The organism is Pseudomonadota bacterium (assembly GCA_013285465.1).
Taxonomy (GTDB): domain Bacteria; phylum Pseudomonadota; class Alphaproteobacteria; order Micavibrionales; family CSBR16-224; genus CSBR16-224.
Genome location: CP053449.1, coordinates 785,732 through 811,743, shown reverse-complemented (window position 1 = coordinate 811,743; position 26,012 = coordinate 785,732). Strand labels below are relative to the sequence as shown.

The 26,012-nt window shown below is 53.3% G+C and carries 29 protein-coding genes; 13 read left to right on the top strand and 16 right to left on the bottom strand.

Annotated features, from left to right (window positions below):
* Window positions 1–23 precede the first annotated feature (23 nt).
* Window positions 24–908 carry a kinase/pyrophosphorylase gene (locus HND56_04020; GenBank protein ID QKK04907.1) on the top strand — a complete coding sequence of 295 codons (885 nt, stop codon included), beginning with the start codon at window positions 24–26 and terminating at the stop codon, window positions 906–908.
* Window positions 909–973: 65 nt separating this feature from the next.
* On the opposite strand, the gene HND56_04015 is transcribed toward HND56_04020, so the two are convergent.
* Both HND56_04015 and HND56_04010 read right to left on the bottom strand, forming a co-directional pair.
* The gene (locus tag HND56_04015; GenBank protein QKK04906.1) at window positions 974–2,098 is read right to left on the bottom strand and encodes a DNA polymerase III subunit beta; all 1,125 of its coding nucleotides are present in this window, start codon (window positions 2,096–2,098) and stop codon (window positions 974–976) included.
* Between the two features lie 96 nt (window positions 2,099–2,194).
* Window positions 2,195–2,860 (bottom strand): HAD family hydrolase, encoded by a 666-nt coding sequence (locus HND56_04010; GenBank protein QKK04905.1) that lies wholly within the window; start codon window positions 2,858–2,860, stop codon window positions 2,195–2,197.
* Between the two features lie 92 nt (window positions 2,861–2,952).
* Here HND56_04010 and HND56_04005 point away from each other — a divergent pair, with 92 nt between their 5' ends.
* Both HND56_04005 and thpR read left to right on the top strand, forming a co-directional pair.
* The gene (locus HND56_04005) at window positions 2,953–4,002 is read left to right on the top strand and encodes an NADP(H)-dependent aldo-keto reductase (protein QKK04904.1); all 1,050 of its coding nucleotides are present in this window, start codon (window positions 2,953–2,955) and stop codon (window positions 4,000–4,002) included.
* 15 nt (window positions 4,003–4,017) lie between these two features.
* The gene (gene thpR, locus HND56_04000) at window positions 4,018–4,578 is read left to right on the top strand and encodes an RNA 2',3'-cyclic phosphodiesterase (protein QKK04903.1); all 561 of its coding nucleotides are present in this window, start codon (window positions 4,018–4,020) and stop codon (window positions 4,576–4,578) included.
* On the opposite strand, the gene tatC is transcribed toward thpR, so the two are convergent.
* From tatC to HND56_03955, 9 genes are all read right to left on the bottom strand, one after another.
* Window positions 4,567–5,322: a twin-arginine translocase subunit TatC gene (gene tatC / locus HND56_03995; protein ID QKK04902.1), complete on the bottom strand. Its 756-nt coding sequence runs from the start codon at window positions 5,320–5,322 to the stop codon at window positions 4,567–4,569. The two genes, thpR and tatC, sit on opposite strands and share 12 nt — an antisense overlap.
* A complete protein-coding gene (locus HND56_03990) occupies window positions 5,319–5,723 on the bottom strand; it encodes a hypothetical protein (protein ID QKK04901.1) in 405 nt (134 codons plus the stop codon). The genes tatC and HND56_03990 overlap by 4 nt, the downstream gene beginning before the upstream one ends.
* A 9-nt stretch (window positions 5,724–5,732) precedes the next feature.
* Complete coding sequence (gene tatA, locus HND56_03985) at window positions 5,733–5,960, bottom strand: twin-arginine translocase TatA/TatE family subunit (GenBank protein ID QKK04900.1); 228 nt, start codon at window positions 5,958–5,960, stop codon at window positions 5,733–5,735.
* Complete coding sequence (gene scpB, locus HND56_03980; protein ID QKK04899.1) at window positions 5,960–6,679, bottom strand: SMC-Scp complex subunit ScpB; 720 nt, start codon at window positions 6,677–6,679, stop codon at window positions 5,960–5,962. The genes tatA and scpB overlap by 1 nt, the downstream gene beginning before the upstream one ends.
* Window positions 6,676–7,506, bottom strand: a complete 831-nt coding sequence (locus HND56_03975; GenBank protein QKK04898.1) for a segregation/condensation protein A — start codon at window positions 7,504–7,506, stop codon at window positions 6,676–6,678. Before HND56_03975 ends, scpB begins: the two co-directional genes overlap by 4 nt.
* Entirely contained in the window at window positions 7,506–8,552 is a 1,047-nt protein-coding gene (gene nagZ, locus HND56_03970; GenBank protein QKK04897.1) for a beta-N-acetylhexosaminidase, read from the bottom strand. The genes HND56_03975 and nagZ overlap by 1 nt, the downstream gene beginning before the upstream one ends.
* Window positions 8,539–9,603: an SPOR domain-containing protein gene (locus tag HND56_03965; protein ID QKK04896.1), complete on the bottom strand. Its 1,065-nt coding sequence runs from the start codon at window positions 9,601–9,603 to the stop codon at window positions 8,539–8,541. Before HND56_03965 ends, nagZ begins: the two co-directional genes overlap by 14 nt.
* Entirely contained in the window at window positions 9,600–11,387 is a 1,788-nt protein-coding gene (locus HND56_03960) for an arginine--tRNA ligase (protein QKK06546.1), read from the bottom strand. Before HND56_03960 ends, HND56_03965 begins: the two co-directional genes overlap by 4 nt.
* Window positions 11,388–11,456: 69 nt before the next feature.
* The gene (locus HND56_03955) at window positions 11,457–12,689 is read right to left on the bottom strand and encodes a deoxyguanosinetriphosphate triphosphohydrolase (protein ID QKK06545.1); all 1,233 of its coding nucleotides are present in this window, start codon (window positions 12,687–12,689) and stop codon (window positions 11,457–11,459) included.
* A gap of 146 nt (window positions 12,690–12,835) precedes the next feature.
* On the opposite strand from HND56_03955, the gene erpA reads away from it, so the two are divergent.
* Window positions 12,836–13,198, top strand: coding sequence for an iron-sulfur cluster insertion protein ErpA (gene erpA / locus HND56_03950; protein QKK04895.1), 363 nt, complete (start codon window positions 12,836–12,838; stop codon window positions 13,196–13,198).
* A gap of 45 nt (window positions 13,199–13,243) precedes the next feature.
* Here erpA and HND56_03945 read toward each other — a convergent pair whose 3' ends face one another.
* Window positions 13,244–14,125 carry an NAD(P)-dependent oxidoreductase gene (locus HND56_03945; protein ID QKK04894.1) on the bottom strand — a complete coding sequence of 294 codons (882 nt, stop codon included), beginning with the start codon at window positions 14,123–14,125 and terminating at the stop codon, window positions 13,244–13,246.
* A 69-nt stretch (window positions 14,126–14,194) separates the two neighbouring features.
* Between HND56_03945 and xth the strand changes: the two genes are divergently transcribed.
* Together xth and HND56_03935 are read left to right on the top strand one after the other, a co-directional pair.
* Window positions 14,195–14,974: an exodeoxyribonuclease III gene (gene xth / locus HND56_03940; GenBank protein QKK04893.1), complete on the top strand. Its 780-nt coding sequence runs from the start codon at window positions 14,195–14,197 to the stop codon at window positions 14,972–14,974.
* Window positions 14,971–15,765 (top strand): enoyl-CoA hydratase/isomerase family protein, encoded by a 795-nt coding sequence (locus HND56_03935; protein QKK04892.1) that lies wholly within the window; start codon window positions 14,971–14,973, stop codon window positions 15,763–15,765. The genes xth and HND56_03935 overlap by 4 nt, the downstream gene beginning before the upstream one ends.
* Window positions 15,766–15,773: 8 nt before the next feature.
* Here HND56_03935 and HND56_03930 read toward each other — a convergent pair whose 3' ends face one another.
* The gene (locus HND56_03930) at window positions 15,774–16,217 is read right to left on the bottom strand and encodes a hypothetical protein (protein ID QKK04891.1); all 444 of its coding nucleotides are present in this window, start codon (window positions 16,215–16,217) and stop codon (window positions 15,774–15,776) included.
* A gap of 139 nt (window positions 16,218–16,356) precedes the next feature.
* Here HND56_03930 and HND56_03925 point away from each other — a divergent pair, with 139 nt between their 5' ends.
* Together HND56_03925 and HND56_03920 are read left to right on the top strand one after the other, a co-directional pair.
* The gene (locus HND56_03925; protein ID QKK04890.1) at window positions 16,357–17,082 is read left to right on the top strand and encodes a hypothetical protein; all 726 of its coding nucleotides are present in this window, start codon (window positions 16,357–16,359) and stop codon (window positions 17,080–17,082) included.
* Between the two features lie 24 nt (window positions 17,083–17,106).
* Window positions 17,107–17,937: an ankyrin repeat domain-containing protein gene (locus HND56_03920; GenBank protein ID QKK04889.1), complete on the top strand. Its 831-nt coding sequence runs from the start codon at window positions 17,107–17,109 to the stop codon at window positions 17,935–17,937.
* Window positions 17,938–17,961: 24 nt separating this feature from the next.
* Here HND56_03920 and lepA read toward each other — a convergent pair whose 3' ends face one another.
* Window positions 17,962–19,767, bottom strand: a complete 1,806-nt coding sequence (gene lepA, locus HND56_03915; protein ID QKK04888.1) for an elongation factor 4 — start codon at window positions 19,765–19,767, stop codon at window positions 17,962–17,964.
* A gap of 64 nt (window positions 19,768–19,831) precedes the next feature.
* On the opposite strand from lepA, the gene HND56_03910 reads away from it, so the two are divergent.
* The 3 genes from HND56_03910 to htpG all read left to right on the top strand — a co-directional run bounded on the left by HND56_03910 (window position 19,832) and on the right by htpG (window position 23,157).
* Complete coding sequence (locus tag HND56_03910) at window positions 19,832–20,674, top strand: hypothetical protein (protein QKK04887.1); 843 nt, start codon at window positions 19,832–19,834, stop codon at window positions 20,672–20,674.
* A gap of 2 nt (window positions 20,675–20,676) precedes the next feature.
* Window positions 20,677–21,147 (top strand): hypothetical protein, encoded by a 471-nt coding sequence (locus HND56_03905; protein ID QKK04886.1) that lies wholly within the window; start codon window positions 20,677–20,679, stop codon window positions 21,145–21,147.
* Window positions 21,148–21,240: 93 nt separating this feature from the next.
* Complete coding sequence (gene htpG / locus HND56_03900; protein ID QKK04885.1) at window positions 21,241–23,157, top strand: molecular chaperone HtpG; 1,917 nt, start codon at window positions 21,241–21,243, stop codon at window positions 23,155–23,157.
* A gap of 10 nt (window positions 23,158–23,167) precedes the next feature.
* Here the strand turns inward: htpG and HND56_03895 are convergent, their stop codons facing one another.
* A complete protein-coding gene (locus tag HND56_03895) occupies window positions 23,168–24,130 on the bottom strand; it encodes a hypothetical protein (protein QKK04884.1) in 963 nt (320 codons plus the stop codon).
* Window positions 24,131–24,427: 297 nt separating this feature from the next.
* Here HND56_03895 and HND56_03890 point away from each other — a divergent pair, with 297 nt between their 5' ends.
* A complete protein-coding gene (locus HND56_03890) occupies window positions 24,428–24,751 on the top strand; it encodes a hypothetical protein (protein QKK04883.1) in 324 nt (107 codons plus the stop codon).
* Window positions 24,705–25,466: a hypothetical protein gene (locus HND56_03885; protein ID QKK04882.1), complete on the top strand. Its 762-nt coding sequence runs from the start codon at window positions 24,705–24,707 to the stop codon at window positions 25,464–25,466. The genes HND56_03890 and HND56_03885 overlap by 47 nt, the downstream gene beginning before the upstream one ends.
* On the opposite strand, the gene HND56_03880 is transcribed toward HND56_03885, so the two are convergent.
* Complete coding sequence (locus HND56_03880; protein ID QKK04881.1) at window positions 25,463–25,852, bottom strand: hypothetical protein; 390 nt, start codon at window positions 25,850–25,852, stop codon at window positions 25,463–25,465. The two genes, HND56_03885 and HND56_03880, sit on opposite strands and share 4 nt — an antisense overlap.
* Between the last annotated feature and the right edge of the window lie 160 nt (window positions 25,853–26,012).

Genomic DNA, 26,012 nt, shown 5'->3' with positions numbered 1-26,012 from the left:
ACAATAATAAAGAAACGGCTGCTATGGCACGCGAAATAAACCTTCATCTGGTCTCCGATTCAACGGGCGGCACATTGCATGGCGTGGTTAAAGCCTGTATTGCGCAATTTTCGGAAGTCCTGCCTGTCGAGCATTTGTGGAATCTGGTGCGCGAAAAACGGCAGATCGACAATCTGATGAAAAGCGTTGCGGAAATGCCGGGCCCCGTGCTGTTCACGCTGGTCGATGATATGCTGGCGCATTATTTGCAGGAAAAATGCCGTGAAGCAGGCATTCCCGCCATCCCTGTCTTACAACCGATTATGAACAGCCTGAGCGAATATCTTGGCCTGAAAAGCCGTTCCATGCCCGGTTTGCAGCATATCTTAAATGAAGATTATTTCAGCCGTATTGATGCGATGGATTACGCCCTGCATCATGATGACGGCCAGCGCACCGGGCGCAGCCTTGCCGAGGCGGATGTCGTCTTGCTGGGTGTCTCGCGCACCTCGAAAACACCGACCAGCCTTTATCTGGCCAATCGCGGGATAAAAACGGCAAATATACCGCTGGTTCCCGGCATCACGCCGCCGCAGGAAGTCTTTGAATTAAAAAAACCGCTTTTCGTCGGACTGACCGAAAGCCCCGCGCGGCTGGTCGAGCTCCGCAGCAACCGTTTGCAGCATATGGGCGAGAACAACCGCACCGATTATCTGGAACTGGAAAAAGTGAAAGAGGAAGTCGCACAGGCGCGGCAGCTTTACACCCGTATGGGCTGGCCCGTGATTGATGTCACCCGCCGCAGCGTCGAGGAAACCGCGGCGGAAATTCTGACATTGCTGAGCCGCAAACGCGAACTGGAAGAAGAAGCCCGCGCAAAAAAAGCAGCGCAACATGCCGCCCCGCAGGAACAGAAAAGCCAATCCTGAAATATTGCGCCCACAAAAAAACCGGATCATTTGATCCGGCTTTTTGTACTTTATCTTGTCCGCCATCAGACGCGCATCGGCATCAGCACGTAAAGCGCATTATCATCGCCGACATCCTGAATGATGGTCGGGGATGCGGAATCGGCCAGCGTCATACGGCAGCCGTCACCTTCGATCTGTTTGGCAACATCCATCAGATAGGCAGCGTTAAAGCCGATTTCAACGGGGTCTGCGTCAAAGACGATTTCCAGTTCCTCGGTTGCGCTACCGCTTTCGGGGCTGGTTGCCGACAAGGTCATCATTTTGCCGTTCAGCGCCATTTTCACAGCGCGGGATTTTTCCGTCGCGATCGTTGACACACGGTCAACCGCACCTGCGAAAATCGCCGGATTGATTTCCAGCACCTTGTCATTGTTTTTCGGAATGACGCGTTCGTAATCGGGGAACGTGCCGTCGATCAGCTTCGTCGTCAGCGTGATATGGTCGAAGCTGCATTGCATTTTCGTATCCGACAGGCTGATTTTGATGGTGTCGCCCGCTTCCTCGATCAATTTGCGGATTTCACCGACGGCTTTGCGCGGAATAATTACGCCGGATGTCATGTTTTCCGCGCCATCGGGCAGCGGAATTTCAAAACGTGCCAGACGGTGCGCATCGGTCGCAACAGCGCGCAGAACCTTTTGGCCTTTGCTTTCCGTTGCATGCATGAAAATACCGTTCAGGTAATAACGCGTTTCTTCCGTTGAAATCGCAAAGCGTGTGCGATCAATCAATGTCCGCAGCTGCGAGGCCGGAATTTCAAACTGATGCGGCAAATCGCCATCGCGGGACATTTGCGGGAAATCATCAACCGGCAGACAACCAAGGCGGAAGTCGGAACGTCCGGCCTTGACCAGCATTTTGTTATCGCCTTCGGGGATATCCATGCTGACGCTGCTGCCATCGGGCAGTTTGCGCACGATATCATAGAGCGTATTGGCCGGAACCGTCGTTGCGCCCGCGCGTTCCACGCTTGCGGGAACGCTTTCGGCAATTTCCAGATCCATATCGGTGGTGTTCAGAAACAGAATACCGTCTTCGGCGCGGAGCAGCACATTCGCCAGAATGGGAATGGTATTCCGGCGTTCAACAATGGTGTGAACATGGCTCAAAGCGCGCAGCAGGTCGGAACGGTCAATAGAAAACTTCATGGCTTTTGGTCTCTCCTTGCAAATGAATCCTGTCCTGAAAATGTAATGCGGTATTCTAGCACTTCAGCCCGAAAAGAAAAGCCATTTTAGGCCAGATTACGCCTGTTTCTGGCGGTAATGCGCGATTAACTGCGGCAGTTTGGTCATATCATCGAATAATTCGCGCGCGCCAAGCTCCAGCAGCAGATCTTTTACATCCATATGGTCATGGTGGCTGCCGCCGGTAAAACCCAAAACAGTCATTCCGGCCGCAACCCCTGCCGTCACGCCGGGGATGCTGTCTTCCACCACGAGGCAACGTGCGGGATCAACCCCCATCGTTTCCGCGGCATGCAGATAAACATCCGGCTCCGGCTTGCCGCGTGCGACCATTTCACTGCTGAAAATGCGTCCTTCAAACAGCGGCATGATCTCCGTCTTATTCAGCATGAAGTCGATTTTTTTCATCGCGCTGTTGGAGGCCATACAGAACGGAACCTCCAAACCTTCCAGAACCTGCTTGATATTGCGGATGGCCTCAAGCTCCTGCTCCAGATAAACCAGACTGCGCTCATAGGAAATTTGCGGATATTCCGGCGGCAGTTTTGCCCATGCCTCTTTCGTGACGGGACTGTCCGGCCCCTGTCCGCAAAAGACGCGGATATGTTCCTCCATCGTGATCGGATAGCCGAGTTCCGTTTTCACCGCCGCATTGCTGCGGTTCACGACGATTTCACTGTCAACGATCACACCGTCGCAGTCGAAAATAACCATTTCTACCATATTGTCACACCCTTGTTTTGTCGTTTATGCTAGACACGCAAAAACATATTGGCACTTTCTATGCCGCAAAACAAGGATACACGGAGGGCGTGATGGAAAAAAGACAACTTGGAAAAACCGGCCTTGAGGTCAGCCTGATCTGTCTGGGGACAATGACCTGGGGACAACAAAACACGCAGGATGAAGGCTTTGAGCAGATGGATTACGCCGTCGAAAACGGCGTCAATTTTTTCGACACGGCAGAGCTGTATGCCATTCCGCCCACGGCTGAAACCTGCGGCAAAACCGAAGAGGTGATCGGCAACTGGTTTGCCAGCCGCAAATGCCGCGACAAAATTATTCTGGCGACTAAAATCGCCGGTCCGGGTGCGCATCTTTCATGGATCAGAAACGGTGAGCGCCGCTACAACCGCGAGCATATTACCGCCGCAATCGAAGGCAGCCTGAAACGTCTGCAAACCGATTATATTGACCTGTACCAACTGCACTGGCCCGAACGCGAGGTCAATAGTTTCGGCAAGCTGGACTTTCCCGACGCTGCGGAAATCCGTGAAGATGAAGAATACCGCATGCTGGGCACGCTGCAGATTCTGGAGGAATATATTGATAAAGGCGTTATTCGCCATATCGGCCTTTCCAATGAAACGCCCTGGGGTGTCATGGGCTTTCTGCAGCTTGCGGAAAAACACAGTTTAAGCCGTGTCGTTTCCGTACAGAACCCCTATAATCTTTTGAACCGCAGTTTTGAAGTCGGGCTGTCGGAGATTGCCTTACAGGAAAAATGCGGGCTTTTGGCCTATTCACCGCTGGCAGGCGGCGCACTGACCGGAAAATATCTGAACGGACAGGTGCCGAAAGGTTCGCGCCGCGATATTGACCCGCGCGGATCGCGCTATCAGAAACCGCATGCCGAAAGCACCATCGCCCGCTATGTCGAGATTGCCAAAGAGGCCGGACTTGATCCCGCACAGATGGCGCTGGCCTTTGTAAACAGCCGCCGTTTCCTGACAGCGAATATTATCGGTGCCACCACGATGGAACAGCTGAAGACGAATATCGCCTCCGCAGATTTGACGCTGACGGATGATGTGATTGCGGCAATCGAGGCCGTTCACAGTGATGTTCCCAACCCCTGCCCGTAGAAGGAAACACAGCCCATGTCCCGCAGGCTTTTTATCGGCGTAGAGCCGCCCGAAGATATCAAAAGCGCCCTGCTGCGTCTGGAATACGGCTTACCCGATATCCGCTGGGTACCGCCGGAAAGCTTTCACATCACGTTGCGTTTTCTGGGCAATGTCGATGAAGCTTCGCTGCCCGAGCTGGATTACCATCTTGGCAGTATCAGCTTTGCCGCGATGCATTACAGCATCAACGGTATCGGCTATTTCAAAAAAGGAAAATACTGCACCCATCTTTGGGCCGGGATTGCGCCGGATGAAGATTTCATGGAATTTGCCCGCAGCGTCAACGCCTATTTTGAACCCGGTATTACGGCCCAAAAATTCGCCCGCAATTACAAGCCGCATATTACGCTGGCGCGCCCGAAAAAACGGGAGATGAAGGATGTGACATCCTTTCTGGAACATAATGCGCTGTTCAAAATCCGCGATATTCCGCTGACGGAATTCCATGTCTATGAAAGTTTTCTGCACGAAGACGGACCGGAATATCAGATTATCGGCACATATCAGGCACAGGATGCCGGATTACATGATTGATTTTTTGCGGTTGTAGAAACCGACCAGATAAATCGACAATTCATACAGCAGCAATACCGGGAAGGCCAGTGCCACCTGACTGATGACATCCGGCGGCGTCAAAACCGCCGCGACGACAAAAGTCAGCACAACCGCGTAACGCCGTTTCTGTTTCAGCCCTTCCGCCGTGACCATGCCTGCGCGCCCCATTAATGTCAGCAGAACAGGCAGTTGGAAACACAGTCCGAAGGCGAAAACCATCTTCATCACCAGCGACAGATATTCGCTGACCCGCGCTTCCAGCACAATGGCAAGGCCATCGCCGCCGCCCGGTTGTTCAAACCCTGTGAAAAACGCCCATGCCAGCGGAAAAACCACATAATAGGCAAATGCCGCGCCCATCAGGAACAGTACAGGCGTTGCCACAATAAAGGGCAAAAAGGCTTTTTTCTCTTCGCGGTATAATCCCGGCGCAACGAATTTCCAGAGCTGTACGGCAATGACCGGAAAAGACACAAACAGCCCCGCAAACAGCGAGAGTTTCAGATAGGTAATAAAAGCCTCGGCCAGCCCCGTATAAATCAGCCGTCGTCCCTCGCCATCCAGCGTTTCAGCCAACGGTCGTACCAGAAATGCGTAAAGATCATCCGCCACGGCGTAACAAAACCCCGCCGCAATCAAGACGGCAGCCGTACACCAGAGCAGCCGCCGCCGCAGTTCGGTCAGATGGTCGACCAGATTCATCTCTGCGCCGCTGCTGCTCATGTCGCCGCCTTTTTCTTTTTAGGTGACGTTTTTTTCGCGGAAGATTTCTTTGCAGCGGTTTTTTTTACCGCTTTCTTTTTTGCCGATGCTTTCTTTGCCTGTGATTTCTTTGCGGGCGCTTTTTTCTTTTGCGGCGCATCGCGTATTTCCAGCGCCTTTTGCTGTTCGATACGGAATTCCGTCAAGGCGTCACCCGCCTGATTGGCCTCACGCGCGATATCTTCCAGCGCCGCTTCTTCCGTGAATTTATCCAGCCCCGTCTGAATGTCGTTACTGAAGCGGCGCAGTTTCCCCAAGCCGCGCCCCAGCAGATACAGCGCACGCGGCATCTGCTGCGGCCCGATTACCAGCAAGGCCACAACCGCAATCAGCAAAAATTCGACTGCCCCGATACCGAACATGGGATATATTTACGCCTTATCTTTATCGTCTTTTTTATCGCCGTCTTCGCCTGCGGCTTCTGCAATATCGGCATCTTTATTTTCTTTGTCTTTATCGTCTTCGCCGCCTTTTAACCCGTCTTTAAAATTATGCATGCCTTTGCCGAGATCGCCCATCACGCGCGGAAGTTTCCCCGCACCGAACAAGACCAGCACCAGCACCAAGACTAGTATAATCTGCCAAATTCCGATACTCATTAGACTTTCTCCTCTTCTGTTGCATCAAGCTCGATAATATCGACCTCGTGTTCAATATCTATATCTTCCCCTTCATCGGGGTTGATATCCGCCTCGTCATCCGCGCCCTGGAACATGTCCGATTGCCCCAGCGTATCAATCGCCGCGCGGCTGTCGAGCAATCCGGCTTCCTTCATTTCCTCCAGCCCCGGCAATTCATCCAGCCCTGTCAGGCCGAAATGATCCAGAAATTGCGGTGCGGTAATCCATGTCAGCGGTCGCCCCGGAATCTGGCGGCGGCGGCCCGGTTTGATCCAGCCGATTTCCATCAGAATATCCAGCGTGCCTTTGCCTGTGGACACGCCGCGGATATTTTCAATTTCCGCCCGTGTCACCGGCTGGTGATAGGCGATAATCGACAATGTTTCCATTGCTGCGCGGGAGAGTTTTTTCGGCACTTCGCGCTCAATACGCAGCTTGCCCGCAAGATCGGGAGCCGTGCGGAACGCCCATGCACCATCGCGGTACACCAGCCCGACGCCGCGGCCCTCATAACGGAATTGCAGCATCTTGACGATATCATCCGTATCCTCGCGGCGTTCTTCCGGCAAATGTTCGGCCAGTTCTTTCAGCGGCACGGGTTCTTTCGCGGCAAACAGCACGGCTTCCAAAATCCGCAGCTCCTCCGCATAGCCGTCCGTATTGCTGTCCGGTGTTTTCTGGTTTTCCTGTCCGGTCATTCTTCCGTCACCTTTCTTCTAAGATAAATCGGCGCATAGGTTTCTTCCTGCCGAATTTCGATCATGCCGCGTTTTGCCATTTCCAGCGATGCGCCAAAAGTCGATGCCACGGCGGAGCGTTTGACAAGCGCATCTTCCTCCCGCAATCCGGCAGGCAGCAGCGCACGCAGGCTGAGCCATTCCTCGGGAATACTGCCCAGCATTTTCGTCATGCGTGCCAGTGCATCATCAATCGACAAAAGCTTAAAGGCGCGGATTTCATAGATGCTGCTATCCGAACGCTGGCGAATATCGGCATAGGCCGAGAGCAGATCATAAAACCCCGCATCCCAGATATGTTTGGTGATGATTTCGACCCCGTCGGCATGACCGCGGGGGAAAAAATCATAGCCAAGCTGCGGACGCGCCATCAGTTTTTCCGAGGCGTTACGCATGGCCTCTAAACGGCGTAGCTGAAAGGCCAGCGCCTCGGCCATTTGTTCACCGCTCGGCTCCTCCGTCGTGTCTTCTTCCGGGATCAGCAGCCGCGATTTCAGATAGGCCAGCCATGCCGCCATCACCAGATAATCGGCCGCCAGTTCGAGACGCAGATTGCGCGCATTGTCGATAAAATCCAGATATTGATTGGCCAGTTCAAGGATGGAGATTTGCGTCAGATCAAGTTTTTGATCCTGCGCCATGCTAAGCAGCATATCAATCGGCCCGTCAAAACCGTCCAGCTGCAGCAATAGCTGTTCGCCTTCCTCTGCGGGCGGCGTGCGCTCCGGATCTTCTTCAAAATCCGGCACAGCGTCTTCGGGGGGCTGATGTTTATCCTGATCCGTCATCAACCAACCATTCCGCGTTCCGTTTGCGTTCCCGCATCCGCCATAAATTCATGGCGCAATTCTTCCGCGCGTAACATGCGTTCCAGCGACAGGGAGGAAATTTCCGGCAGTGCCGCAAAAATCCCGCGCATTTCATCAAAATCGCCGCTGCAATGCAGCGTCAAATCGCATCCGGCTTGCAGTGTTTGTACGGCGCGTTCGGCCAGCGTTCCCGACAGTGCCTCCATGCCGATATCATCGGCAATGACCACACCGGTAAAACCGATTGAGCCGCGAACAGCCTCACGCATCACTTTTCCGGAAATTGTTGCGGCATGATCAGCATCCAGCGCGGTGTAAACAATATGCGCCCCCATCGCCCAAACGGCATTGCCCAGATCGGATTTTGACAAGGTACGGAAAGGGGCGAAATCAATTTCTTTCAGGGCGGCCAGTTCTGCTGTGACTTTCGGCAATTCCTTATGGCTGTCCGACGTGCCGCGCCCGTGTCCGGGAATATGTTTCATCACAGGGGTCACGCCTGCTGCCAGCAATCCGCGGCAGACATGTTCCGCCAGTTCGGTCACCTGATGCGCATCCGTACCATAGGTGCGGCTGCCTGACAGAAAGTCATGGCATTCCGGCGACGGTACATCCATCACCGGTGCGCAATTGACGGTGACACCGATCTCTGCCAGTTCCCGCGCCATTGCAAAGGCATTCTGATACACCGCGTCACAGGCCTGTTCCAGATCGTCCTCCGCCTGTGCGGCAAAATCGCCGGCAGGTGGGAATTCCGTCCATTCCGGCGCTTTTAATCTGGCAACACTGCCGCCTTCCTGATCAATCAGCACAGGCGCATCCGCCCATTTGACCAATTCACGGAAAGACGCGACAAGATCAGAAACCTGATTTTTACTGACGCAGTTGCGGCGGAACAAAATCAGCCCTGCCGGCGGCCGGTCGGCAAACAGGGATTTTTCATCCGCTGTCAGCGCCGTGTCCGCACAGCCGATGACAATCGGTGCCAGCGCTTTCAAATTTGCGTCTTCTTTACTTAACGACAAGGCAGCTGCCTCCCTGTTTTTTCAAATCCTCACAGCGTGCCAGCGCATCGGCGCGGCTTTCAAAGCCGCCCGCCCGCAACCGGTAGAGTGTCTTACCCTTCACCTCGGCCTGCTGATAATCGGGGGAAAGCCCGTCCAGAACACTGCCGTATTTTTTACCGAAACTGTCCCATGCTTTTTCAGCAGAGCTGCCGGTACTGAACGCCCCGAGTTGCAGCATCCATGCGCCCGTTGCCACAGGGGCTGTTTTTACCTCTTTTTTGGCCGCAGCCTCCAGTGCCTGTTTGACAGGTTCCAGATCTTTTTTCAGGGTTTCGATTTCAATCTCCGTTCCGCGCGTCGGTACAACAGCGGGCACATCCTCCAGCTGTACGACTTCGGCGGGCGGTGCCGGCGGTTTAACCGGCGCGGATGTCACTTCTTCCACATCCTCGACGGGGGCGGCCGTCAGCCTTTCGACCAAGGCCGACATTTTTTCTTCATCCGCGACGTCACTCTGCTGTGCGGCAGGCGTTTCCACTGCGGTTGTCTTGCCGGACATATCCTGCAGGCGGTCGGGATTTTGCAATTTGTGTTTCAATTGTGACAGCGGCACGGTTTCCTCGCGCGCAATCAGCGTTTCAACCTGCTGCCCGGTTTCACCGGATTCCCAATCCAGATTCAGCATCGGTTCGAAATTCGGTTTGCGCGACGGTATGGCGGGATTTTCACCGCTGCCGACCAGACGTTCGGCACGCCCCGCCGGTGTGTTTTCAAAAGGTTCATAAACCGTGCTGTCCTGATGCGGCACATTCATACCGCCCGGGTTCTCCGGCTTCACCTTGTAAGCGGACGGGTCAGCCTGAATAACAGGCACGATGCCGTCTTCCGCCGTTTTCGGATAGGCGTACCAGACGACACCGCCCAATACGACCAGCAGCAACAACGGTACGACAAAGCCGGGCAAGCCGTTTCCGCCGAAAATATAAGAGCTGATGCCGTGTTTCTGATGCAAAGGTTTCGGCGTTGCCTGAAAAATCCCATGCGTGTTTTGTCCGTCATTCTGTGTCATCCGTGCATCTCCTCTACCGGTTTGACGCCCATGACCTGCAAGCCCGACGCCGTGACCAGCGCAACGGCGCGTACCAGCGCCAGACGCGCAAGGCTCAGTTCCAGCTCATCCTCGATCAAAAAGCGTAAGGACGCATCGCCCCTGCCTTTTGTCCAAAAGGCATGATAGGCTGCGGCCAGTTCCTGTAAATAAAAGGCGATACGGTGCGGCTCCGCCGCCTCCGCCGCCGAACGTATAAAGCGCGGCCAGCCCGCCAATACGCGGATCAACGCCAAATCCTCTTCCGTATTCAGCAGAGATAAATCCGCCTCTGACAGCGCCTCATCCGACAGATCGGCATCAGGAAACATCTCCGCCGCGTTGCGCAGTACCGAGCAGCAACGCGCATGCGCATATTGCACATAAAAAACCGGATTTTCTTTTGACTGTTCCACGACTTTGGCGAAATCGAATTCCAGTGTCTGGTCGTTTTTACGCGTCAGCATGATAAAGCGCAGCACATCACCGCCGACCTTGTCGATAATATCGCGCAGTGTGACAAATGTTCCGGCGCGTTTGGACATCCGCACAGGCTCGCCGTTATCATACATATGCACCATCTGGCACAGCTTGCACTCAACTTTTGCCTTACCGTCGGTCAGTGCCGTCACCGCCGCGCCCAGACGTTTGACGTAGCCGCCGTGATCGGCACCGAAAATATTAATCAGCTCGCCCTGTGTGCGTTTATATTTATCCCAGTGATAGGCAATATCATTGGCGAAATAAGTCCAGCTGCCATCGGATTTTTTCAAAGCGCGGTCAACATCATCACCGAAATCCGTCGCACGGAACAGCGTTTGCGGGCGTTCTTCCCAATCATCGGGCATCTGGCCTTTCGGCGGATCCAATACGCCTGTGTAAATCAATCCGCGTTCCTGCAAAATACCGAAAGCCTCATCCACCGCGCCGCGGTCAATGACCTCCTGTTCAGAGGTAAAGACATCATGTTTGATATTGATGTCGTTTAAATCATGGCGGATTTCCGCCATCATCATTTCCAGCGCCATCTCTTTACAGACGGGCAGCCAGCCTTTTTCTTCCGCCTCCATCCACTTGGTGCCGTCGCGGTTTTTCAATGCCGCGCCGACATCTTTCAGATACTCGCCGGGGTAATGCCCCTCGGGAATGTCGCCGATATCTTCGCCCAGCGCCTCGCGGTAACGCAGGTAAACCGAGCGCGCCAGTTTTTCAACCTGTGCACCGGCATCATTGATGTAATATTCGCGGGTAACGTCATAGCCTGCTTTTTCCAGCAGCGCCGCCAGTGCGTCACCAACCACCGCGCCGCGCGCATGGCCTGCCGTCAGCGGACCGGTCGGATTGGCGGAGACATATTCGACATTAATGCGCTGTCCGCGCCCCATATCACTGTCGCCATAAGCGGTGCCGTCATGCAGAATGGCTTTCAGGCAGTTATGCCACATCTGCGGATGCAGACGGAAATTGACAAAACCCGGTCCGGCAATGCTTGTTTCAGCCACATCGGGATGCGCCTCCAGAATAGCCGTCACTTTTTCCGCCAGCGCACGCGGATTTTCGCCGAATGATTTTGACAGTACCATCGCGGCATTACTCGCCATTTCCCCATGCGCGGCATCGCGCGGCGGTTCGACAATCACGCGGGAGAAATCCGGATCATCCTTATCTGCAGGACGCTCCAGCTTTGCAAGTTCCGCCTTCAGATAATTCTGAAAATCGAGAAAAAGATCGCGCTGCGCCGTGCCGTCTGTATGTTCCGTTGCCATTTGCACCGCCGTTTCGGATGTCGTCATGTTCTTGCCTGCTGCTTCCTTGAAGTTATCATTTGTGCCGTCTTAACCGATATCGGCATAAGGGTCAAAAAGCTCCCGATGCGTTTTGATGGCATAGCGGTCGGTCATATTGGCGATATAATCCGCCACAACCCGTGCGCGCCAGTTATCCGGCGTCATGCCTTTGGGAACATTCTCGATGCTTTGACGCCAATCCCGCGGCAAAGCACGGTCAAACTCCATAAAGGCCGCGAACAGCCCCTGCACCACCTTGTAAACCTTAAAGCGGATACGGGCGACATGTTTGTGCAGATAGAAACGGTCCCACAGGAAGCGCCGCAGCATCTGGTCATTTTCTTCCATTTCTGCGGAGAAAGCGACCATCTGCCGATCGGCATGGCGAATATCATCCGGGTTTTGCGGATTAAGCTCCAGCAAACGGCGCACCGTTTCGGCGCGGACATCGGCAATCATATAGCCCATCAATTCACGGACGACCTGCCCGCGCAAACGGCTTTCCTCCGCATCGGGGAACTGGGCACGGGTTTTTTCGACAATCTCGTACAAGAACGGGACATCTTTCAAATCATCCAGCGTAAAGAAACCTGCCGCCAGACCGTCATCAATATCATGGCTGTTATAGGCGACATCATCTGAAATTCCGGCAATCTGCGCCTCAAGCGAGGCGTAAGTATCCAGCATAAGATCGGCCTCATCCTTCAGACGGTTCAGTGTGAATTGCAGCTCTTTCTGTTTGCCGTCTTTTTTAATCACGGGGCCGTTATGCTTGACCAGCCCTTCAAGGCTTTCCCATGTCAGATTCAAACCGTCGAACAGCGGATAGCGCTGTTCCAGATAGGTCACAACGCGCAAAGTCTGATCATTATGGTCAAAACCGCCATAGGGGATCATGCATTCCTTCAGCGCATCTTCACCGACATGGGCGAAAGGCGTATGGCCGAGATCATGCGCCAATGCACAGACTTCCGCCAAATCTTCATCCGCATAAAGAATACGCGCCAATGACCTCGCCACCTGTGCAACCTCAATACTGTGCGACAGGCGTGTGCGGAAATGATCGCCCTCGTGATAGACGAAAACCTGCGTTTTGTGTTTCAGGCGGCGGAACGCGCGGGAGTGGATCACGCGGTCACGGTCACGCTGGAAATCCGTGCGGGTTTTACTGGGATCTTCTTTGAAAATGCGTCCACGGCTTTGCGACGGGCGGCTGGCATAGGAGGCGCGTCCGTCTTCCAGCAAAAATTTCTTAAGCCCGTCTTCTTCCGCATCCATCATCTGTTTGACTGTTATGGCCATAGACTGTCTCTTTTCTTCCGTGCTATAATAAATAATGATAATGACACGGCCTATAATGAGCAAAAACCGCATGAAATGCAAGGTTAATGCTCGTTTTTGAAGAGGATAAGATGAAGGGTTAAACAATGGACGCAGAAACACAAAAACAGGAAATTTTCATTACCGACAGCGCAGCGAAGCAAATCGCGCATCTGATTAAAAAAACCGGACAGCCCACCGGCGCCATGCTGCGCGTCACCGTCACAGGCGGCGGCTGCTCAGGTTTCCAGTATGAGTTTGATTTTGATACAAAAACCAGCGCCGCCGATGATGTTGTTTTTGAAAAAAACGGTGCAAAAATCGTCACCGACACATTGTCTTTGAATTTTCTGGACCAGTCGGCCGTGGATTACGTCTCCGACCTTGGTGCCGCAGGATTTAAAATCAGCAATCCCAATGCCGTCGCCTCATGCGGCTGCGGCAATTCCTTTTCCGTTGATATGGGATAATGTGGCGGAGATTCTTGCCCGCCTATCGTCTGTGAACGCGGCTTGTTATGCCGCCAACGGAAATTGCGGGCCTTTTCTGCCGTATTTTTCCAGTTCTTCCAGAAGATTTTTCAGACTATAGGCGGGGCGGTAGCCGATCAGCTTTTCCGCATCCGCACTGCCGAGAATTTTCGGTTTCCGCGCCGTATCAAGGCCAAAGCTTTGCGCCAGTTTTTCCGCCTCTGCGCCGTAACGCTTGGCAAAGCTGTTTTCCGTCCAGTTTTGCAGCTCGTCCGCCGTGTAATCATACGCGCCGTCGATGGTCAAAATCTGCGCGGGCTCTGCCGGTTTTTGACCCGCTTTCAGGAAATTGACGGCTTTCAGCGTTGCCTGACAGACATCTGCGGCATGTACCGCGCCCTTCCAGAACCAGTTCGCCCATTCGGTGAAATCCTGATAGACCGCGCGGTTCCACGGCGGGATAAAGGCACGCGGGCGCAGCGTCAGGATATCCATGTCATGGCGGTGCGCATAAGCGCGCGCCATTTCCTCGTTCAGAACTTTGGTATGACCGTATAACCCATAGCGGTCATCGGTGCTGGTACTGGAGATCAGCACGGCTTTTTTTACCCCGGCTGCGGCGGCGGCTTCAAAGACATTGAAAGTACCGGTAACATTCAGATCATGAAAATCATAAGCGTTTTTTACGCCCTGATTTTCATGGATGCCGTGCCATGCCGCGATATGCACAACGCAATCCACATCTTTCATGGCCGCTTTCAAAGCGTCACGGTCAAGGATGGAGGCGGCGATATGCGTTGCCTCGCCGCGTACCGCCTCATGCGGCGGCGCGACATCCAGATTGATGACGTCGTCGCCCTGCTGCGTCAGCTGCCGTGTCAGCAATACGCCCAGATCACCTGAACCGCCTGTCAGCAAAAGCTTCACACTCTCTCTCCTTGATTTTTAATGCAGCGTTGCTATTGTAACATGAATTTGAACATGCGGGAAAAACAGATGACAAAAAAAATCGCCAGTTGGAACGTCAATTCGATCCGTGCAAGACTGCCGAATGTGCTGGAATGGCTGGATCATGCCAAGCCCGACATTCTGATGATGCAGGAATTAAAAGCCGAAGACGACCAATTCCCTGCGGAGGAATTTGAAAAACGCGGCTATCATTGTACCGTCCACGGTCAGAAAAGCTGGAACGGTGTCGCCATTCTTTCCAAAAAAGAACCGACGGATGTGCTGAAGGGGCTGCCCGGCGACAAAAGCGACGCGCAATCACGTTATCTTGAGGTGGAAATCGACGGCATCCGTTATTGCTGCCTGTATCTGCCGAACGGCAACCCCGTCGACAGCGAGAAATATCCGTATAAACTGAAATGGATGGATCGCCTGCGCAAACGTGCCAAAGCAATGCTGGATGCGGAAACGCCCTTTATCCTCGGCGGTGATTTCAACATCATCCCCGCCAATGAAGATTGTTACGACCCCACCGCATGGCAGGATGATGCGCTGTTCCGTCTGGACAGCCGCAAGAAATTCCGCGCCCTTGTCCATCTGGGGCTGACCGATGCTTTCCGCGCCGAACACAGAGACACGCCCGGCGCTTACACCTTCTGGGATTACAAAGGCGGTGCCTGGCAGAAAAACCACGGCATCCGCATTGACCATTTCCTGCTATCGCCGCAGACCGCCGATAAAATGAAACATTGCCGCATTGATTCAGACCCGCGCGGCAAGGAAAAAGCCTCGGACCACACCCCCATTATTCTGGAGATTGCCGCATGAGCGAAAAGATTGTTCTGACCGACATCGACGGTGCCGTCGGCACCATCACCATGAACCGCCCCGACCTGCACAATGCCTTTAACGAGGAAATGATCGCGGCGCTGACCGCGGCTTTTGAAGAGATGGGCAAGAATGATGCCATCCGTGCCGTTGTGCTGCGCGGCAACGGTAAAAGCTTTTCCGCAGGCGGTGATTTGAACTGGATGCGCAAAACCGCCGAATACGGTTTTGATGAAAATGTCGCCGATGCGATGACGCTGGGCAAACTCTTGAAAACCATCAACACGCTTCCCAAACCGACCATCGCCGTTGTGCATGGCAACGCCTTTGGCGGCGGCGTGGGACTGACGGCTTGTTGCGATATCGCCATTGCCGAGAAAAACACCACTTTCTGCCTGTCAGAAGTCCGCATCGGCTTGATCCCCAGCATTATCGCCCCTTATGTGATTGCCGCCATCGGCGAGCGGCAGGCGCGGCGCTTTTTCATGACGGCGGAGCGTTTTTCCGGCAAACAGGCCAGAAAAATCGGTCTTGTCCATGAATCCCCCGAAGCGGAAGAGCTGGAGGAAGTCTTAAGCGGTATCCTGTCTTCATTGATGGATGGCGCCCCCGGCGCGCAACGCATGGGCAAAGAGCTGATCCGCGATATTGCCAAACGCCCAATTGATGACGAGGTTATCAGCCATACGGCGCAAAAAATCGCCGAAGCCCGTGCCTCAGATGACGGCAAAGAAGGGCTTTCTGCCTTCCTGAATAAGGGCGAGCCGTCTTGGCGCAAGCAGGCCTCGTAAAAAGCCGGTTATTTCACAGGCAGGATGCCGAGTTTTTTGCCGAAGGCGGCGCAATAGGAAATCCAGTCCATCAAATCCTTTGTTTCCGCAACGACATCCGGCACGGATTTCGGGTTGGTGATGGCGTTAAATTTGCTCTGCCATTTCGGCATCATTGACGCATAGGTATCATTGATATAATTATCCACACCCTGCGGCTGCTTTTCTTTTTCGGCATAGTCGCGGGCGGCGTTTTTAAAACCGTCAATCGCGGCATCATATTTTTCCAGATCATCGGCGGGGCGTCTTTTCTGTATCGCCATCATCCGGTTCAGTTCAAAAACGATGGAACATTCAATCAGGCTTTTTGACAATGCCTGTTTTTGCGCATGGGCACGCGGCAGCGCGACCATAAGACAAAGGCTGAAAACCACAGCCCCCGGCAGAAGAAAGTAAATTTTTGACTGAGACATATTTTTACACCATTTTCCTTCCGTTACGCGACCATGACCCGAGATATTATCTTGCATTATGTTTTTCCAATATGTTATACATATCCATTCTTTAAACCAGCGGAGACATCGAATGCCTACAAACAAGGTTATAGATTATGTGTTAAAATTTCCAGAGGGCGATTTTCTGATTGCCGGCGGTGCGCCCTATTTCATGCCGGAAGGCAGCGACAAGGCCTATCTGGGCTGGGGCGAGAAAAAGGAACTGCTGGGAAAATTCCATCACAAAATCGAAACGCGCGCCGAGGACTTCAAGAAATATGATCTGACTTATGAAGTCGAGGACGGCGAACTGATCGCGGCACGGCTGATCACCCCCTTCAACCGCAGCGCCGGAAAACTGGCGGATGCGGCCACGGTCGCCAAGCTGAATGACGATCTTGAAAACGGGCGTCTGGAACTGCAAGGACGCGCCAACCCGCCGCATATCACCCGCGCCGCCAAATTCGGCGACGGTCGTCTGCTGCTGCTGATTGACGGGCTGGACAAAAAGGAACGCCACACGCTGTTGATCGGTACGCCCGGCAATTACGAACAGATCGGGCTGGGAAGCGGCGTTCAGGGCGGCAACAGCTTTTACTACAAAACCGCGGATGGTAAAGACCTTGCCCTGCCCTATGGTTACGGCGGTCCCAAACATGACGAAGCGCCGCAATACGGCGATGAATTTCTGGCCTATATTCCGGTAGACAATGCGCAGGATCTGGCGGCGTTCGGGGTCAACATTACCCCGCCCGCCCCGCATCTTGATCCGTTCTGCAAGGAAGTGGCGGATCAACGGAAATCAGCACCGTCAAAAGCTTCAAAACAGCGTTTTTCACGCTGATACGAACAAAGGAAGTACGGAACCATGTCCGTTCAGGAAGCATCAGGAAGACTTGTCGATGCCGTCATAAAAAATGACGTCGAGGCCGCGCGTGATTGTCTGCGTGCAGGCGCATCACCCGATGTTTTTCTGAATACGACGGATGGTGAATTCCAACAATGTTCGCCGCTGATGATTGCCGCGATCAAAAACAACACCATGATGATTGAGCTGCTGATTCAGGGCGGGGCAGATGTTGACTGGATGAACCGTTACGGAGCCACGGCACTGATTTACGCCGCCGAAGGCAAGAAAGCCAATGCCGCCGAAGCCTTGCTGGCAAAAGGTGCCGACCCGAATTTGACAAAAAACTGGGGCGGTACGGCACTGCACTGGGCGGCGCGGCACGGCGAGACGAATCTTTGCAAATTGCTGCTGCGCTTCGGGGCGGATGCTTCCATCAAAAATGACAAAAACCAGACAGCCGGCGGCTGGGCGGAAAAAGACGGGCATAAGGCGCTGGCCAATTATCTGGATCATGCCGCGAATAGCTGGCACCCCGCCCCCGGCAATAAGAACAGTATCGTCCACCGTACCCTGCCCGCAGCCGATACGGGCGTGACCTATATTTTCAATTTCAGCGCGATGACGCTGAGCAAACTGACCAAGGATTTCGAAAGCGGCAAACTGACAACGACCGATATGGCCTTTTCAGACCCCGCCGCCGAAAAAGACGTCATTGTCACCGCCGCCAAGAAATTCAAAGAGCACGGCGGAAAATTGAACGAGGCGCTGTTCAGCCGCTCCCTTCATACCGTCACACCCTTCTCCCATGTGCCGCGCTACCGCCGCAATGTCAATCGGCGGAAGCCTTAATAATAACAGATATTCAATGAATAATTATTCATCGCCCATTTTGAGGGCGGCGATGAAGGCGCTTTGGGGGATTTCGACATTGCCGTATTGGCGCATCTTTTTCTTACCCTTTTTCTGCTTGTCCAGCAATTTGCGTTTACGGCTGATATCGCCGCCGTAACATTTTGCCGTCACATCCTTACGCATGGCGGACAGGGTCTCGCGGGCGATGATCTTGCCGCCGATGGCGGCCTGAATGGCGATTTTGAACATCTGGCGCGGGATCAGGTCTTTCAGTCTTTCGCAAAGCTGGCGTCCGCGCCGTTCGGCCTGAGAGCGGTGGACGATCATTGCCAGCGCATCAACGGGTTCGGCATTGACGAGGATGCTCATCTTTACCAGATCGCCTTCGCGGTAGCTGTCGATTTCGTAATCAAAGCTGGCATAGCCGCGGCTGACGGATTTCAGGCGGTCATAGAAATCAAACACCACTTCATTCAGCGGCAGCAGATAGATCACCATCGCGCGGCCGCCGACATAGGTCAGCTCCACCTGTTCGCCGCGCCGTTCCTGACACAGCGCCAGAATACCGCCGAGATATTCATCGGGCACGAAGATCGTCGCCTTGATCCACGGTTCCTCGATATGTTCGACATAGACCAGATCGGGCATATCGGCGGGGTTATACAGTTCGATCTTTTCGCCCTTATTGGTATAGATGTGATAGACCACCGAGGGGGCGGTCGGGATCAGATCAAGATCAAATTCGCGGTCGAGCCGCTCCTGAATAATCTCCATATGCAAAAGTCCGAGAAAACCGCAGCGGAAGCCGAGGCCGAGCGCGGTGGAATTTTCCGGTTCGAAATGCAGGCTGGAATCATTTAAGGCCAGTTTGCCGAGACTGTCGCGCAGCTTATCATATTCGCCGCTATCGGACGGGAACAGGCTGCAGAAGACCATCGGCACGGAAGGTTTGAAACCCGCAAGCTTGGTCGCACAGCGTTTCTTTTCATGGGTGATCGTGTCACCGATGCTGGTTTCGGAAATATCCTTGATGCCGCAGGTCAGATAGCCCATTTCCCCTGCCGCGAGTACGCCTGTTTTGACATGTTTGGGGGTAAAGATACCGACATTTTCCGCATCATAAACCGCGCGGGTGTTCATGAAATAGAGTTTTTCTTTCTCCCGCATGATCCCCTCCATAATACGGACAAGGATGACCACGCCGAGATAAGGGTCATACCAGCTGTCAACCAGCAGCGCTTGCAGTTTTTCCTCGCGGTTGCCTTGCGGCGCAGGCAGACGGGTAACAATGGCATCCAAAAGTTCGGGAACGCCGACACCTGTTTTGGCCGAGACTTCAATCGCATCGGAGGCATCAATGCCGATCACATCTTCGATCTGGCGTTTGACGCGCTCGACATCCGAGGCGGGCAGATCAATCTTGTTAATGACCGGAATAATCTCATGGTTATTGTCGATGGCCTGATAGACATTTGCCAGCGTCTGCGCCTCAACCCCCTGCGTGGCATCGACAATCAGCAGCGAACCTTCACAGGCGGCAAGCGAACGGCTGACCTCATAGGCAAAATCGACATGGCCGGGCGTGTCCATCAGATTTAACTGATATTCCTGACCGTCTGCGGCTGTATGCGTCAGGCGCACGGTTTGCGCCTTGATGGTGATACCGCGTTCGCGCTCAAGATCCATCGAATCCAGCACCTGCTCTTTCATTTCGCGGTCGGTCAGCCCGCCGCAGGTTTGAATCAGGCGGTCGGCAAGTGTGGATTTGCCGTGATCGATATGCGCGATAATCGCAAAATTGCGAATATGTGACTGGTCCGTTGTCATGGTCTTTTCATTATTCTTATAACGGTTTACACTATTTAGAATTCTACTGGAAGATAGTGAAATTATGCGCAAGATACAATTGAATTTTTGGGTTTTCGTGCTTGGCACACTGATTTCTTGCCTTGCCGCCCTGCCCGCCTTTGCCACGCGTGACCCTGTGGCGCTGAAACCCGTGCCGGAAATGATGCGCGGCGTCTGGGCCGCGCCTGACTGTTTTGCGCCCGAAGAATGGCATTTTTATTCCGAATATTTCCGTTTTGATACCGGCAGTGACGGCGTGATTACCATGTCATCCGCCGCAACGCTGCAAAACAAAGACGGCTATGATGTGATCGGTTTTAACAGCCCGCGCGGCAGTTACATGCCCGCCCGCGTGCTGGAAGACGGCGTGCTGCAAATGGTGCAGCTGGAAAAAGGCGCACGGCTTGCCGCCAACTGGGACGAGCTTGATGCCGCCGCCTATCAGGAATATATGCATTGCTTTGATACCGCCCTTCCTGTCGGTCTGGCGGATTTGATGGAGCTGTCGGCCAAGCTGGATAGTGTTTATCCTTTGTGCCGCAACAATATTGATGATGTCTGCAGTGAAAAGCTGTTCACATTATATATGCCCGGCAACAGCACCAGCCTGCGGGAGGCAGAGATACGCAAAATATTACAGGATACCGCAGTATTCGGCAGTTTAAACGGTGCACATAACACTTCCCGCAGAGATATCGACACCATCACGGCGGGTCTGATGCAGCTGTTTGATGCAGACGGCTCCGGCGATATCACGCTTGCCGAGCTGCAATCCGTGACCGGATTCTGGAGCCGGCCCGCGCTGTCCGATACAGAGAAACAGCGTTTGCAAAATTTGCTGAAAGGGCTACTACCCTATTTCCCTGCATTAGAGGCAGGCGAATGAACATGATCGCCGGACTGCTTATTGCCTTATTTTTATTACTCCCCACCGCCGCACGGGCGACCCCTGCCTGCATGTCGCAAACGCCGGAACAATTCGCGGAAACCAAAGCCGCATCGGATCTGATTGTCCACGGCATCATCACAGATTACAGCACGGATGATATTCCCGGCGGCTGGACGGATATTACGGTTGTGAAAAGCTATAAGGGCGATGCTCCTGAAAAGCTGCGCATCCATGGCTGGGCCAGTTACGAGATGCCGCTTTATAATTACGAGAAAGGCATGGAGGTCTTGCTGTTGCTGAAAAAAGACGGCGATCAATATGTGATGACGGATATCACATGGAAGAAATGCGTGCCCTCCGTCATTTATCTGCCGCCTGAAGAGCTGCTGCGGAAATCCGACGGCACAGGGCTGACACGTGCCGCATATATCGACAAAGCCCTGCACCCTTCCGCAAAAACCGAAGAATAAGCGCCGAAACTCTGGATTTCTGACGTGTTTGTGCTATATTCTGTGCGGAATCACATGTTCAAACTGACAAAATAGCGAAGAAGGATAAAAATTATGGCAGAACAGCACCAGTTTCAGGCAGAAGTCAGCCGTCTTTTGGATATTGTCGCCAATGCGCTTTACAGCGACAAGGATATTTTTCTGCGCGAGCTTATCTCCAACGCATCGGATGCCTGCGACCGTCTGCGCTATGCCGCATTGACGGATAAAAAAATCGCCAAGGACGTCCCCGAGAAATTTGAGCTGCGCCTTATCAGCGACAGTGATGCACGGACATTAAAGCTGATTGATAACGGTATCGGCATGAACAAGGAAGAGATGATTGACAATCTCGGCACCATCGCCCATTCCGGCACCGCCAAACTGGTTGAAGAAATCGGCAAAGCAAAAAAAGACAAAAAGGAAGATGCGCTGAACCTGATCGGTAAATTCGGCGTCGGTTTTTATTCCGCCTTTATGGTTGCCGACAAGGTCGAAGTGTCCAGCCGCAAAGCAGGTGATGACAAAGCCTGGCTGTGGGTCTCGGACGGGCGCGGCGCCTATACGATTGACGAAACGCTGAAAGACAATGCCGGTACGGAGATTACCCTGCATCTGAAAGAAGATGAAGGTTTCTATCTGCTGGAAGAACGTCTGCGCCAGATCGTCAAAAAATATTCCGACCATATCGATTTCCCGATCTATTTCGGCGAGGAAGATGATGCGGAACCGATCAACACCGCCTCCGCCCTTTGGATACGTCCGAAAAACGACATTACCGAAGAACAATATGCGGAGTTCTACCGCGGCGTCAGCGGTGCGGGCGGTTTTGACAAACCGTGGAGCACCATGCATTGGCGTGCGGAAGGCGCGTTGGAATATACCTGCCTGTTATACATTCCCGACATGAAGCCGTTTGATTTATATGACCCGAAAAGACAGCACAGTGTGCGCCTTTACGTGAAACGGGTTTATATTACCGACAGCATCGAAGGGCTGGTTCCGCCCTTCCTGCGTTTCCTGCGCGGCGTTGTCGACAGTGAAGATCTGCCGCTGAATATCAGCCGTGAAATGCTGCAAAACAATCCGGTTGTCGCCAAGATCAGCAGCGGGCTGACCCGCCGCGTCTTGGACGAGCTGCGCAAAAAAGCCGAGGATGATCCGAAAGGTTTTGAAGATTTCTGGGCGATGTTCGGCCCCGTGATCAAGGAAGGCCTGTATGATGCGCATCAATACCGCGCTGATCTGAACAAGGTTGTCCGCTTTTATTCCAGTAAAGCGGACGGGTTGACCAGTTTGGACGATTATATCTCCCGCATGCCGGAAGGCCAGAAACATATTTACTACATCTCCGGCCCGGATGTGGAAACGCTGCGCAACTCTCCGCAGCTGGAAGGTTATAACGCCAAAGGCATCGAAGTGCTGTTCATGGCAGACACGATTGATGAATTCTGGTTGCCCGTTGCCTATGATTACGAGCAAAAAACCTTTAAATCCATCACGCGCGGCAGCGCCGATGAACTGGCCGAAATCGAAACCCCCGCCGAAAAAGGCAAGAAGGGCAAAAAGAAATCCGCCGCGGCTGATAAAGAAAAGCTGAAAACCGAGATGGAACCTGTCATTGCCAAGCTGAAAGAAATTCTGGACGGCGATGTCAAAGATGTCCGCCTGTCGGACCGCTTGACGGAAAGCCCTGTCTGCCTTGTTGCACAGGACAGCGATGTCGATATGCATATGGAGCGGATGCTGAAGAAAAATCAGGGCTATGAAGAGCTGGCCAAACGCGTTCTTGAAATCAATCCCGGCCATCCGGTGATTAAAGAGCTGAAAAAGCTGGTCGCCAATGATAAGGCCAATGATATTCTAAGCGATACCGCGTGGCTGCTGTTGGATCAGGCGCGCATTATCGAAGGCGATCCGCTGCCGAATCCTGCGGAATTCGCCCGCCGTATGTCGCGTCTGATGGAACAAGGCATGCTGCTGAAAGCGTAAAGGCTGCGGCTTACTGCTTTACAAAAGTCACATCGACAAAGCTGCCGCCGGGATTGCCGGTGCTGTAGTCGCCGCTGATCGTGCCGGAGGCCGTGCCACCGTCCAGAACGCCGCCCAGGAAAATCGTATCCTGCGTTGTCGGCACATATGCGCCGACGACCGCCGGTGTTCCGGCACCGTTACAGCTCCAACCGCTGCCGTAACCGCCCTGATTGGCCAATACCGCCATTTCAATTCCTGTCATATCAATCGTGCTGCCTGCCGGTCCTGCCAATGTTGCGGAGGAACTGCAATAGACCTCGACAATATCGCCGGAGGCAATCCCGCTGATGGTGGCACTTCCCGATGTTCCCGTCACAGGGCCTGAAAAATTACCGGCGTAATTGATGCTGCCATCCGTCCCCAGTTCGGCGCGGTCGCCCGCAACGGGTGTTGCGCCCAGACTGATTTCGCCGTAATCCATATTCGTGCTGGCCGTAATGCCGATAATGCCTTCAAAACCGATCAGGCCATCTATGGTTCGTGTGGCGTTAAAGGTACTGCCGCCGTTACCGATGCGTATATCCAGCGACAATTCCCCGTTTGGATGCGCCCCCATGGAATATTGACCGTTCAGCATGGCATCATCCGCAACAAAACGCATCCCGACATAAATCACGTTATTGGCCGGATTTGCGGAAACATTATCATCAATCGTAAAGCCGCCGCCGCAAGTCTGCTCCGTGCCCGAGCCAAGACGGATATAGATTTCATCCGCATCCTGATCCTGTGATCCGTCCGACCCCGTATTATTGCGCAGAATTTTGTCTCTTTCACAGCGGATGCGCAGGCGGTCGCCCGTTGCCCCCGTCACCTGCAAACGCCCCATTGTGCCCGTCACCGGACAAACAAAACCCGCGGCACAGGTAATGCTGCCGGTCGTGCTGAGCGTCAGGTTCCCGATGGCTCCCGCACTCTTGTCAACGCTTCCCATATCCATGTCGCTGAGAACGGTCACAGATTGTGCGAAAGCAGGCGTTCCGCCGATCAGGAAAAACAGCGCAAAAGCCGCAAGCGTCAGAGGAAGACGAAATATTTTACTTTTGAAAGAAATAACAGCCTCTTATCTGTCATATGCTTGTTTTTCACCCATATTTCTATTCTAACATATTTTATGCATCGCTTGCATAGAAATGTATGAAATCCGCGCAAGAGTGATGATGCCGATTATGCTTGACTCTTTATCCCTGACAATAGACTATGGGAAAGTTTCAAAAAAGGAGAGAAAAAGATGGATTTGGAAAAGCTGAAAGCTCATATGGAGAAAGTTTCTTACCTGAGCAAAGCCGCCGCCACGGATGATCCGGGTAAGATTGATGCCTCGCTGTCGGAAATTTTCCGCCTGAAGGCGCAGCCGCAGGCCGATGCCGCGGATTTCTACAAAACTGCGCTGGCAGATGACAAGCAATATCTGTTTTTCGGCGATACCAACCATACCGATACCGCCATTCATCATTTCTTTTTCAGTGAAGAGAATGCCGAACGTCTGGTCAAGGCCGGCGTAAAACATGTTTTTGTCGAATATCAGCCGGAATATCAGGATATTTTTCGATGAATGCGCCGCCGGCACGATTGATGACGAGGAATTCGTCAAAAAGATGCAGCAGCGTTCCAAGGAAATCTACAAAATTGATGAGAACGCGCCGAAAATCGATAATCCGATTGCCGCCGATATGCTGAAATCGCAGAAAATGATGGCAAAGGCCATCCGTTACTGGGCGGATAACGGTGTCAAAACCCATTGCCCTGATGACCGTTCCGGCTTTACGGAGAAGGATCTGGAGGCGCTGCGTTCCTCCTATACGCTGATGTATAAGGCTCTGCGCTATGCCAAGGATTGCGGCACGGATAAGCCTGTTGTGACCCAGCGTCTGATGACCTCCTATATCTTTAATTCCACCGCACGCAAAGACGGTTCAGGCAAAAAGCCGAAAAACGCGATTTCCGTTGCGGAATTGAAGAAACTGCAAAGCAGTGATTCCCAAGCCGTAATGGCAAAACGTATGGCGGATGACAAAAAACTGTCAAAAACCATCACGAAAATGGCAAATGGCGAGAAATCCGCGATTCTGTTCGGTGCCGGTCACGGCGACCGCGTACAGGGGCTCGGCGATCTGCTGGGCAAGGACAAAGTTGTCCGCGTCAACATCCACAGCTCGCTGGATATGTATGCGGAGCGCGGCGATATTCTGATGCGCCGCAGCGGGCCTGATTATCAGGCACCGGATTACGTGCATATCATTGACAAGAAAAAGGTCTATAAAGCCTAAGGCGAATTCTTCCGGCGGCGGACAAAGTCGCGTAGCGTTTTTTGCGGATTCGCGGTCGCCTTGCTCGGGTTGGGCATGGTCGGCTGTGCCGGTGCCTGACCGCGCGGATACACCATATGGGTTTCGCCGTATTTGTCGATGACGGCCTGAAGCCAGCTATCGATAGAGGCGCGTTTTTCTTCACGCGATTTATCCTGCAATGCATCACTGGGAAAATGAATATTTTTCAGCCACGGCATCTGGCGGTACAGCTCAGCCTTCCCAACATCCTCATCCAGATCGCGCAACACACTGAAATGTCCCTCGTGAAGGAAAACACCTGTCGTTACACCGAGAATGTCAGCGATATGATATTTCTTTGCCGTCACAATAAAAAACCTTGTCATTTAAAGTTGCCATAAAAACTAGCCGCTTCCATGGAAATGGTCAAGGAAAAATTATTTGCAATCCGCTTACTTTTGGTTAACCTAGACGCGCTACGATGACAGATATAAGTAATTTTGCGAGTCGCCTGATGGCCCCTTTGGGCAGAGGGCGTTTGTTATC

Excerpts from the sequence above, each read along its gene's own strand:
- HND56_04020 (QKK04907.1), top strand. The coding sequence starts at position 24 with ATGGCACGCGAAATAAACCTTCATCTGGTCTCCGATTCAACGGGCGGC.
- HND56_04015 (QKK04906.1), bottom strand. The coding sequence starts at position 2,098 with ATGAAGTTTTCTATTGACCGTTCCGACCTGCTGCGCGCTTTGAGCCAT.
- HND56_04010 (QKK04905.1), bottom strand. The coding sequence starts at position 2,860 with ATGGTAGAAATGGTTATTTTCGACTGCGACGGTGTGATCGTTGACAGT.
- HND56_04005 (QKK04904.1), top strand. The coding sequence starts at position 2,953 with ATGGAAAAAAGACAACTTGGAAAAACCGGCCTTGAGGTCAGCCTGATC.
- thpR (QKK04903.1), top strand. The coding sequence starts at position 4,018 with ATGTCCCGCAGGCTTTTTATCGGCGTAGAGCCGCCCGAAGATATCAAA.
- tatC (QKK04902.1), bottom strand. The coding sequence starts at position 5,322 with ATGAGCAGCAGCGGCGCAGAGATGAATCTGGTCGACCATCTGACCGAA.
- HND56_03990 (QKK04901.1), bottom strand. The coding sequence starts at position 5,723 with ATGTTCGGTATCGGGGCAGTCGAATTTTTGCTGATTGCGGTTGTGGCC.
- tatA (QKK04900.1), bottom strand. The coding sequence starts at position 5,960 with ATGAGTATCGGAATTTGGCAGATTATACTAGTCTTGGTGCTGGTGCTG.
- scpB (QKK04899.1), bottom strand. The coding sequence starts at position 6,679 with ATGACCGGACAGGAAAACCAGAAAACACCGGACAGCAATACGGACGGC.
- HND56_03975 (QKK04898.1), bottom strand. The coding sequence starts at position 7,506 with ATGACGGATCAGGATAAACATCAGCCCCCCGAAGACGCTGTGCCGGAT.
- HND56_03965 (QKK04896.1), bottom strand. The coding sequence starts at position 9,603 with ATGACACAGAATGACGGACAAAACACGCATGGGATTTTTCAGGCAACG.
- HND56_03960 (QKK06546.1), bottom strand. The coding sequence starts at position 11,387 with ATGGCAACGGAACATACAGACGGCACGGCGCAGCGCGATCTTTTTCTC.
- HND56_03955 (QKK06545.1), bottom strand. The coding sequence starts at position 12,689 with ATGATGGATGCGGAAGAAGACGGGCTTAAGAAATTTTTGCTGGAAGAC.
- erpA (QKK04895.1), top strand. The coding sequence starts at position 12,836 with ATGGACGCAGAAACACAAAAACAGGAAATTTTCATTACCGACAGCGCA.
- xth (QKK04893.1), top strand. The coding sequence starts at position 14,195 with ATGACAAAAAAAATCGCCAGTTGGAACGTCAATTCGATCCGTGCAAGA.
- HND56_03935 (QKK04892.1), top strand. The coding sequence starts at position 14,971 with ATGAGCGAAAAGATTGTTCTGACCGACATCGACGGTGCCGTCGGCACC.
- HND56_03930 (QKK04891.1), bottom strand. The coding sequence starts at position 16,217 with ATGTCTCAGTCAAAAATTTACTTTCTTCTGCCGGGGGCTGTGGTTTTC.
- HND56_03920 (QKK04889.1), top strand. The coding sequence starts at position 17,107 with ATGTCCGTTCAGGAAGCATCAGGAAGACTTGTCGATGCCGTCATAAAA.
- lepA (QKK04888.1), bottom strand. The coding sequence starts at position 19,767 with ATGACAACGGACCAGTCACATATTCGCAATTTTGCGATTATCGCGCAT.
- HND56_03910 (QKK04887.1), top strand. The coding sequence starts at position 19,832 with ATGCGCAAGATACAATTGAATTTTTGGGTTTTCGTGCTTGGCACACTG.
- HND56_03905 (QKK04886.1), top strand. The coding sequence starts at position 20,677 with ATGATCGCCGGACTGCTTATTGCCTTATTTTTATTACTCCCCACCGCC.
- htpG (QKK04885.1), top strand. The coding sequence starts at position 21,241 with ATGGCAGAACAGCACCAGTTTCAGGCAGAAGTCAGCCGTCTTTTGGAT.
- HND56_03895 (QKK04884.1), bottom strand. The coding sequence starts at position 24,130 with ATGGGAAGCGTTGACAAGAGTGCGGGAGCCATCGGGAACCTGACGCTC.
- HND56_03890 (QKK04883.1), top strand. The coding sequence starts at position 24,428 with ATGGATTTGGAAAAGCTGAAAGCTCATATGGAGAAAGTTTCTTACCTG.
- HND56_03885 (QKK04882.1), top strand. The coding sequence starts at position 24,705 with ATGTTTTTGTCGAATATCAGCCGGAATATCAGGATATTTTTCGATGAA.
- HND56_03880 (QKK04881.1), bottom strand. The coding sequence starts at position 25,852 with ATGACAAGGTTTTTTATTGTGACGGCAAAGAAATATCATATCGCTGAC.